Raw genomic sequence first — 7,594 nt, forward strand, 5'->3', positions numbered from 1 at the left:
CCCCATGAACCTCGTGGAGCATCGCGAGAATGCCGGCCAGCGGCCGGCACTACCGGTTCGCGCGTCAGTTCATCGCCTTGATGGTCAGGTCCAGCGCGTCGCGATCGTTCTCACGCTGCAGCATGCGCGCCGGCACCGGGAACTCGGGGACGATCCAGGCGATCAGTTCCTTGTTGCCGTCGGCACGCGAGACCTTGGTGGCTTCGTAGCTCTTGCCACCCACGGTGATCGACTCCTTGCCGATCACGCGGTAGGTCATGTTCTTGATGCGCCCTTCGTCGACCATGCGATAGGTCAGCGGCTTGCCGGCGGCCAGGTCGCGGGCGATCGCCAGGTTGATCAGCAGTGCATCCATGTCACCGGCCTTCAGTGCGATCGGGCCCGCGCGGTCCGGCTTGATGTCGCCGGTCCAGGTGGCCTGGTTGCTGGTCCAGTTGTAGTTGGCCTGCACGTTGCGCTTCTTCACCAGCAGGGCCGAACGGTCCTGGCTGCTGAGCGGGCGCAGCTGGCCACGCACTTCCTCGAACACGGTGCTCTGGCTCAGGTCGGCCAGCTGGTTCTTCACCTGCAGCGTGTAGCGCCACTTGTTGGCTCCCTCGCTGCTCAGGGTCATGCTGCCATTGGCCTGCATGCCCATGTAGCTGGCCAGGTAATCGGCCTTGAACGGCTGCAGGGCCATGGCCGGCAGGCTGGCCATCGACAGGGCGGCCGCGGCGATCCAGGTGAGGGGGCGGGTCAGGGTGCTCATGCTCAGACTCCTTGGTATTCGATCAGGCGGAGGTCGACGCGGTCTTCGCCGTCTTCGCGTTGCAGGATGCGCACCGGGGTGGGGACACCGTTGGCGATCCAGAGGATGGTTTCGTTGTTGCCGCCGTTGGTCCGGTAGACCCGCAGCGCGTTGTAGGACAGGTCGCCGACTTCGACGTTCTCGGTCTGCGGCGCGGCCTGGTAGTCATGCTGGCGGACCTTGCCCATGTCCACGTAGCGGTAGTGCATGGTGGCACCTGGGCGCGCATCTCGCATGATCGCCAGGTTGATCAGCAGCGCGCTCTGGTCGCCGGGCTGCAGCGGGATCGGCTGCGCACGTTCCTTCTTCACGTCACCGGTCCACTGCGCGGTACCGGCCTGCCAGTTGTAGGTGCCCACGGCCTTCTTGCCGAGGAACAGGCCCTTGCGCACCGTGCTCTGGCTCAGTGGCGCGTAGACACCGCCGCGTTCCTCGAACACCGTGCTCTGCTCGATGTTCAGGCCGAGCACGCTGGCAAAGCCGCGGCGGCCGACCACCTGCATGTCGACCCGCCACTGGCTGCCGCCGGTGTGGGTGACCTGCATGCTGGCGTCGCCGGCCTCCTTGCTCTTGTAGAACGCCTGGTAGGTGGCGCTGAACGGCTGCAGCGGCGGCGGTTCCCATGCCAGCGCAGGCAACACCGGCGCCGCCGGCTCGGCAGGTGGCTGCACGGCAGGCACCGGCGCCGGGGAGGGCGAGGCGGCAGGCGCTTGCGCCTGGCCCCAGCCCGCAGCGGGCAATACGGCCAGCGACAGCAGCAGCGACGTGGACAGCAGGGTCGTGGTCTTCATGAAGGACAGGGACCGCAGGGAGGGGCAGGATGCCAGCCCCGCAGTCAGCGGGACGTGTGCACGGGCGTTACCGGTTCAGGTTCCCGGCGGAATCTAGGGCCAACGGGCTAAACAGGGGGTGACCGTCCAGTTGGGGCTGTCCTTCCCGTTCAGCCAGGCGGCCTGCGCACAGCAGCTGCAGGGTGGCGATCAGCAACGGGTGCTCCACCGCCAGCACGCGCTCGGCCAGCGCCTGCGCATCGTCGCCGGGCTCCACCGGCACCCGTACCTGCGCCAGCACCGCCCCGGCATCCAGTTCCGGTACCACCAGGTGAACGCTGGCCCCGTGCTCGGCATCGCCGGCCTCCAAGGCCCGCGCATGGGTGTCCAGGCCCTTGTGCAGCGGCAGCAGCGAGGGGTGGATGTTGACCAGGCGGCCCTCGAAGCGCTGCACGAAGGCGGCCCCCAGGATGCGCATGTAGCCGGCACAGACGATCCAGTCCGGTGCCGATGCCTGCACGGCATCGCCCAGCGCCTGCTCATAGGCGGCGCGGTCGCCGAACTCCTTCGGCGCGTGTGCCCAGCGCAGGCCAGGCGCCACCCGCTGCAGCGCCGCGGCGCCTGGACGGTCGGAGAACACGCCGACCACGTCGGCCGGCAGGCGGCCACCACCGATCGCGTCGAGGATGGCCTGCAGATTGCTGCCACGGCCGGAGGCCAGTACCGCAATGCGAGCGGTCATGCGACTACCGCGCCGCCTGGTTCGGTGAAGCTGGCGGCGACATCCGCACGCAGCAGCACGATCAGGGCGTATACGCCCAGCGCGATGCCCAGCGCGCCGCCCAGGCAGGCGGCACCGCCTGCGACCAGGCACAACGTACGCTGGCGGCGCTGCCCCAGCCGGTTCGCAGCGGTCAGGCTGAGCATGCCCAGTGCACCGATGGCCAGCGCCGCGACGGCGAGGATCGCCGCCAGCAGCACGGGCGGCATGCCCGCCGTGGGGTTCCGGCTTTCGCTGATGTAGCCACCCAGCGCGGCCATCAGCAGGACAACGGACAGCGCCAGCTGGATGCCGCCGTAGACGCAGAACAGGATCCTGAGCGTGTGCAGGTGGCCGCCGATCTGGAGCGCGGTCCAGCCAGGCGGCACATTCAACGGGGGCGGGAGGGAAGCCATGGAAATCTCAGCTGCGGGAAGGAACGTTGGCTTCGAAGGCCGCCTTCACCTGCGGACGCAGCAGGATGATCAGGCTGAACACCCCCAGCACCGTGCCGAGCGGCGCGAACAGGCAGGCCAGGCCGGCCACGATCAGGCACAACAGGTAGCGGCGGCGGCCGGCCAGGCAGCGCCCGGCATAGGCGACGAACGCGCCGAGCGTCACGCCACCGAACACGATGACGCAGCCGATGATGGTGAACATCCAGCCGAACAGGCGCTGCTCGGCCGGCGACGTGGGCTGGCCACCGGAGTTCATCGGCAGGTGGCCGGTCAGTGCGCTGATGCCCAGCACGATGTGGAGGATGAAGATCAGCGAGAACAGCGCGATCAGGCCGCCAACCACGTAGTGCGCGATGGACAGCATGCGCAGGTGGTCGGCATCCTGCGCGCTGAACACCGGCGCCATCGCCAGAGGCGGCGGCAGCGGGGTGGGGGACAAGGGGGGCCTTGCGTCCATGCGGGCTCCTGGGCGTGCGATCAGCCGATGTGGACGCGCTCGGCGCCTTCGGCGCTGACCACCTGGCCGATGGTCCAGTGCTCCAGGCCCTGCGCCTTGACCGCCTCGGACACGGCAGCGACCTGGTCCGGTGCGACGATCAGCACGAAGCCGATGCCGCAGTTGAAGGTGCGCCACATCTCGCTGTCGGCTACCGCGCCTTCCTTCTGCAGCCACTGGAACACCGGCGGCAGGGTCCAGGACGACGCCTGGATGTCCAGGCCGAGGCCTTCGGGCACCACGCGGATGATGTTCTCGGTCAGGCCGCCACCGGTGATGTGGGCCATGCCGTGGATGGCGGCGCCGTGCGACTTCAGCAGCGACAGGATCGGCTTCACGTACAGGCGGGTCGGCGCCATCAGCGCATCGACCAGCTTCACGCCGCCTTCCAGCTCCAGATCGGCCGGCTGGCCGGCCCGGTCGTAGATGCGGCGCACCAGCGAATAGCCGTTGGAGTGCGGGCCGGACGAAGCGATGCCGATCAGCACGTCACCGGCGGCGACGCTGGCGCCATCCTTCAGTTCGCTCTTCTCGACCGCGGCGACGGTGAATCCGGCCAGGTCGTACTCGCCCGGGGCATACATGTCGGGCATTTCAGCGGTTTCGCCGCCGATCAGCGCGCAGCCGGCCTCGGTGCAGCCGTTGGCGATGCCGCCCACGACCGCCGCGGCGGTGTCGATGTCCAGCTTGCCGGTGGCGAAGTAGTCCAGGAAGAACAGCGGCTCGGCGCCCTGCACCAGCACGTCGTTCACGCACATGGCGACCAGGTCGATGCCGATCGTATCGTGGCGGTTCAGCTGGTGGGCCAGCTTCAGCTTGGTGCCCACGCCGTCGGTACCCGACACCAGCACCGGCTCGCGGTACTTGTTGGACAGGTCGAACAGGGCGCCGAAGCCACCCAGGCCGCCCATCACTTCCGGGCGGAAGCTGCGCTTGACCAGGGGTTTGATCCGCTCGACCAGCTCGTTGCCGGCGTCGATGTCGACACCCGCATCACGGTAGGTGAGGGGGGAGGGGGCGGAAGACGGGCTGTTGGTCACGGGCGTCGGCGCTGGCAGGGGTTGAACGGGCGATTTTAACAGGCCGCATTGGCGCAAAGTCCGTATTCGGGCAACAATTCCCCCCGGATACGTCGAGCCAATGGATGTCCTGATGCGCCGCAGCCTGATTCTGACCCTGCTCATTGCACTGAGCCTGCCGGTGGCCACGATGGCCCAGAGCGGCCTGCGCACCGAGGGTGATGTCGCCACCGCCACTGGCGCGTACGAGGCCGAAGTGCCCGTCAACAGCCAGGCCGAAGCCGATCGCAACGGCGCCCTGGCCCGCGCGCTGAGCGTGGTTCTGGGCAAGTTGTCCGGCGATCGCAGCGTGATGTCCCGCCCCGGCGTGGTGCAGGCACTACGCAATGCCAAGGATTACGTGGCCAGCTACGACTACAAGCAGGACCAGAGCGTGAGCGCCAGCGGCGCCCCCAGCTTCCGTACCCTGCTGGTGGCGCGCTTCCGCGAGGATGATGTGGATTCGCTGGTGTCGGCGCTGGGCCTGCCGTTGTGGCCGCAGCCGCGGCCGAAGCCGGTGTTGTGGCTGGCCGTCGATGACGGCAGCGGCCCGCGCCTGGTCAGCGTGCAGCAGGCCAATGCCGCCCGCCCGCTGCTGAACCGCGCCATCGAGCGTGGCTACAAGCTGGGCCTGCCCAGCGGGGGCGCCGCCGAACAGGCGCTGGCCGGGGCCATCTGGCGCCAGGACAGTGCCGCCGTGGCCCGCGCCTCCTCGCGCTATTCGCCGCCGATGCAGCTGATCGGCAAGCTGTACCGCGCCAATGGCGGCTGGCAGGCGGACTGGGTCTTCGTCGACAACGGCCGTGAACTGAACAAGTGGACCAGCAAGGACGCCAACGCCATGCGCGCGATGGCCGCCGGCGCCGACGGTGCCGCCGATGCGCTGGTCAAGCGCTACGCCAAGGCCGGCGTGGCGGTCGGCCAGGCCGGGACCTACCGCGTAGTGGTGACCGGCATCAACAGCGCCGACGACTACCTGCGCCTGGCCGCTGGCCTGCGCGAGGTGCCGGTGGTGCGCAACGTCACTCCGCTGCACGCCTCGGCAGGCCAGCTGGAGCTGAGCCTGGAGATGACTACCGGCCTGGCCGGCTTCAACCGCATGCTGGGTGACAACGGCGTGCTGGTGCCGAGCGCGCCGCTGCCGGCCCTGCCGACCCCGATCGATGACACCACCGGTACTCCGGTCGCCGCGCCGGTCAGCAACGAGTACCGCCTGCGATGACTCTGACCCCTGAAGCGGAAATCGCGCAGTTCCTGCGCCGGCTGAAGTACATCCTGTTCGCCGGCCTGGTCGGCTGGGTGGTGTGGCTGCTGGCGCCGATCCTGACCCCGTTCGTGCTGGCGCTGGCGCTGGCCTGGCTGGGCGACCCGCTGGTCGACCGCATCGAGGCCACCGGCCGCTCGCGCATGACCGGCGTGGTGCTGGTGTTCGCGGCGATGGTGCTGGTGATCGTGGCCCTGCTGCTGGTGCTGGTGCCGATGATCGAGCGCCAGATCACCACCCTGATCGCGGTTGCTCCGCAGGCACAGGCGTGGCTGATGGAGAAGGGGATTCCCTGGTTCGAGCAGAAGACCGGCCTGGAAGTGATGCAGTGGCTGGATCCGGACCGCCTGATCGAATGGGTGCGCAGCCACTGGCAGCAGGCCGGCGGCTTCGCCACCACCTTCATGGGCTACGTCTCGCGCTCGGGTTTTGCGATGGTGACCTGGGTGGTCAACATCCTGCTGCTGCCGATCCTGGCGTTCTACTTCCTGCGCGACTGGGACAAGCTGGTCGAGCGCGTGGCGTCGGTGATCCCGCGCAACCACATCGGCACCATCAGCGCGCTGGCGCGTGAGTCCAACGAGGTGCTGGGCGCGTTCATCCGCGGCCAGTTCCTGGTGATGCTGGCGCTGGGCGTCATCTACGCCGGTGGCCTGTCGCTGGTCGGCCTCAAGCTGGGCCTGCTGATCGGCCTGATTGCCGGGCTGATCAGCTTCATCCCGTACCTGGGCGCGACCACCGGCATCCTGATGGCGGTGGTGGCCGCGCTGGTGCAGGCACAGGGCTTCGACCTGAAGCTGCTGATCCTGGTCGGCGTGGTGTTCACCGTCGGCCAGCTGCTGGAAAGCTACGTGCTGACTCCGCGCATCGTTGGCGACAAGATCGGCCTGCACCCGGTGGCGGTGATCTTCGCGGTGATGGCCGGTGGCCAGCTGTTCGGCTTCCTCGGCATGCTGCTGGCGCTGCCGGTGGCGGCGGTGACCAACGTGCTGCTGCGCTATGCCCACCAGCGCTACCGCCAGAGCGAGCTGTACGTGGGTGAGAAACCGGCGATCGTGCTTGATGGCGTGGTCGACCAGCCTCATATCATTCTTCCGGATGACAAGGGCCCCGACCTGAAGTGATGGGTGTGCCGCAACTGCCGCTGGCCCTGCATTACCCGCGGGACCAGCGCCTGGAGACCTTCATCGGCGCGCCGGATGGCGCGCTGGCGCAGCTGCGTGCGATCGCGGTCGGCGCCAGCCACGATTGGGTCTACCTGGAAGGCGCGGCGGGTACGGGCAAGACCCATCAGGCGCTGGCGATGTGTTCCAGTGCCGAGCAGGCCGGCCGCCTGCCGACCTACGTACCGCTGGCCAGCGCTGCCGGCCGTGTGCGCGCGGCGCTGGATGGGCTGGAGTCGCGCGAGCTGGTGGCGCTGGATGGTCTGGATGAAGTGTCCGGCAACCGCGAGGACGAGATCGCGCTGTTTGATTTCCACAACCGCGCACGCGCTGCCGGTGTGACCGTGCTGTACACGGCGCAGAAGGCGCCGGAAGAACTGGGCCTGCTGCTGCCGGACCTGCGTTCGCGTCTGGGCCAGTGCGTGCGCGTGCTGCTGCAGCCACTGGATGAGGAAGGCCGCGCGGCGGTTCTGCGCGAGCGCGCGCTGCGCCGGGGCCTGGCGATTGACGAGGCGGCCATCGAGTGGCTGCTGTCGCACACCGGGCGCGAGCTGGGTGGGTTGATCACGCTGCTGGATTGGCTGGACCGCGAGTCGCTGGCGGCGAAGCGGCGGATCACCGTGCCGTTCCTGCGCCAGGTTCTGGAAGAAGGCCGGCCGCGCTACTGAGGGTGGGGTTTGTTTGCAGGGCTGCCGCCCTGCACCCGCCGAAGCAGCGTCAACGTCAACGTCAACGTCAAAAGCTGGCTTCCTGAGGGGAGGCGGGGCGCTGTGGGCTTGCGGGGACGCCGTAAACCCATCCATGGGGGCTTGGTCGCCGCATCCATGCGGCTCACACC

Annotated in this window: 9 protein-coding genes; 3 read left to right on the top strand and 6 right to left on the bottom strand. The window is 68.6% G+C overall.

Features of this window, described 5'->3' with window-relative positions:
• Positions 1–64: 64 nt before the first annotated feature.
• From O0J73_RS20495 to purM, 6 genes are all read right to left on the bottom strand, one after another.
• Positions 65–748 carry a DUF3108 domain-containing protein gene (locus O0J73_RS20495; RefSeq protein ID WP_308309508.1) on the bottom strand — a complete coding sequence of 228 codons (684 nt, stop codon included), beginning with the start codon at positions 746–748 and terminating at the stop codon, positions 65–67.
• A 2-nt stretch (positions 749–750) separates the two neighbouring features.
• Positions 751–1,578, bottom strand: a complete 828-nt coding sequence (locus O0J73_RS20500) for a DUF3108 domain-containing protein (RefSeq protein ID WP_049455803.1) — start codon at positions 1,576–1,578, stop codon at positions 751–753.
• 67 nt (positions 1,579–1,645) lie between these two features.
• Positions 1,646–2,299 (bottom strand): phosphoribosylglycinamide formyltransferase, encoded by a 654-nt coding sequence (purN, locus tag O0J73_RS20505; RefSeq protein WP_006422916.1) that lies wholly within the window; start codon positions 2,297–2,299, stop codon positions 1,646–1,648.
• Entirely contained in the window at positions 2,296–2,733 is a 438-nt protein-coding gene (locus tag O0J73_RS20510; protein WP_006422918.1) for a hypothetical protein, read from the bottom strand. The genes purN and O0J73_RS20510 overlap by 4 nt, the downstream gene beginning before the upstream one ends.
• Positions 2,734–2,740: 7 nt before the next feature.
• On the bottom strand, positions 2,741–3,232 hold the full coding sequence (locus O0J73_RS20515; RefSeq protein ID WP_308309509.1) for a hypothetical protein: 492 nt from the start codon (positions 3,230–3,232) through the stop codon (positions 2,741–2,743).
• Between the two features lie 20 nt (positions 3,233–3,252).
• Entirely contained in the window at positions 3,253–4,311 is a 1,059-nt protein-coding gene (gene purM, locus O0J73_RS20520; protein WP_308309510.1) for a phosphoribosylformylglycinamidine cyclo-ligase, read from the bottom strand.
• Positions 4,312–4,423: 112 nt separating this feature from the next.
• Between purM and O0J73_RS20525 the strand changes: the two genes are divergently transcribed.
• The 3 genes from O0J73_RS20525 to hda are packed head-to-tail and all read left to right on the top strand — an operon-like array spanning position 4,424 to position 7,424.
• Positions 4,424–5,551, top strand: a complete 1,128-nt coding sequence (locus O0J73_RS20525) for a DUF2066 domain-containing protein (RefSeq protein WP_239684194.1) — start codon at positions 4,424–4,426, stop codon at positions 5,549–5,551.
• The gene (locus tag O0J73_RS20530) at positions 5,548–6,717 is read left to right on the top strand and encodes an AI-2E family transporter (RefSeq protein WP_006423004.1); all 1,170 of its coding nucleotides are present in this window, start codon (positions 5,548–5,550) and stop codon (positions 6,715–6,717) included. The genes O0J73_RS20525 and O0J73_RS20530 overlap by 4 nt, the downstream gene beginning before the upstream one ends.
• Positions 6,717–7,424 (top strand): DnaA regulatory inactivator Hda, encoded by a 708-nt coding sequence (gene hda / locus O0J73_RS20535; protein ID WP_308309512.1) that lies wholly within the window; start codon positions 6,717–6,719, stop codon positions 7,422–7,424. Before O0J73_RS20530 ends, hda begins: the two co-directional genes overlap by 1 nt.
• Positions 7,425–7,594 lie beyond the last annotated feature (170 nt).

Origin of the sequence: Stenotrophomonas sp. Sm6012, assembly GCF_030985895.1 — a bacterium.
Classification (GTDB): domain Bacteria; phylum Pseudomonadota; class Gammaproteobacteria; order Xanthomonadales; family Xanthomonadaceae; genus Stenotrophomonas; species Stenotrophomonas forensis.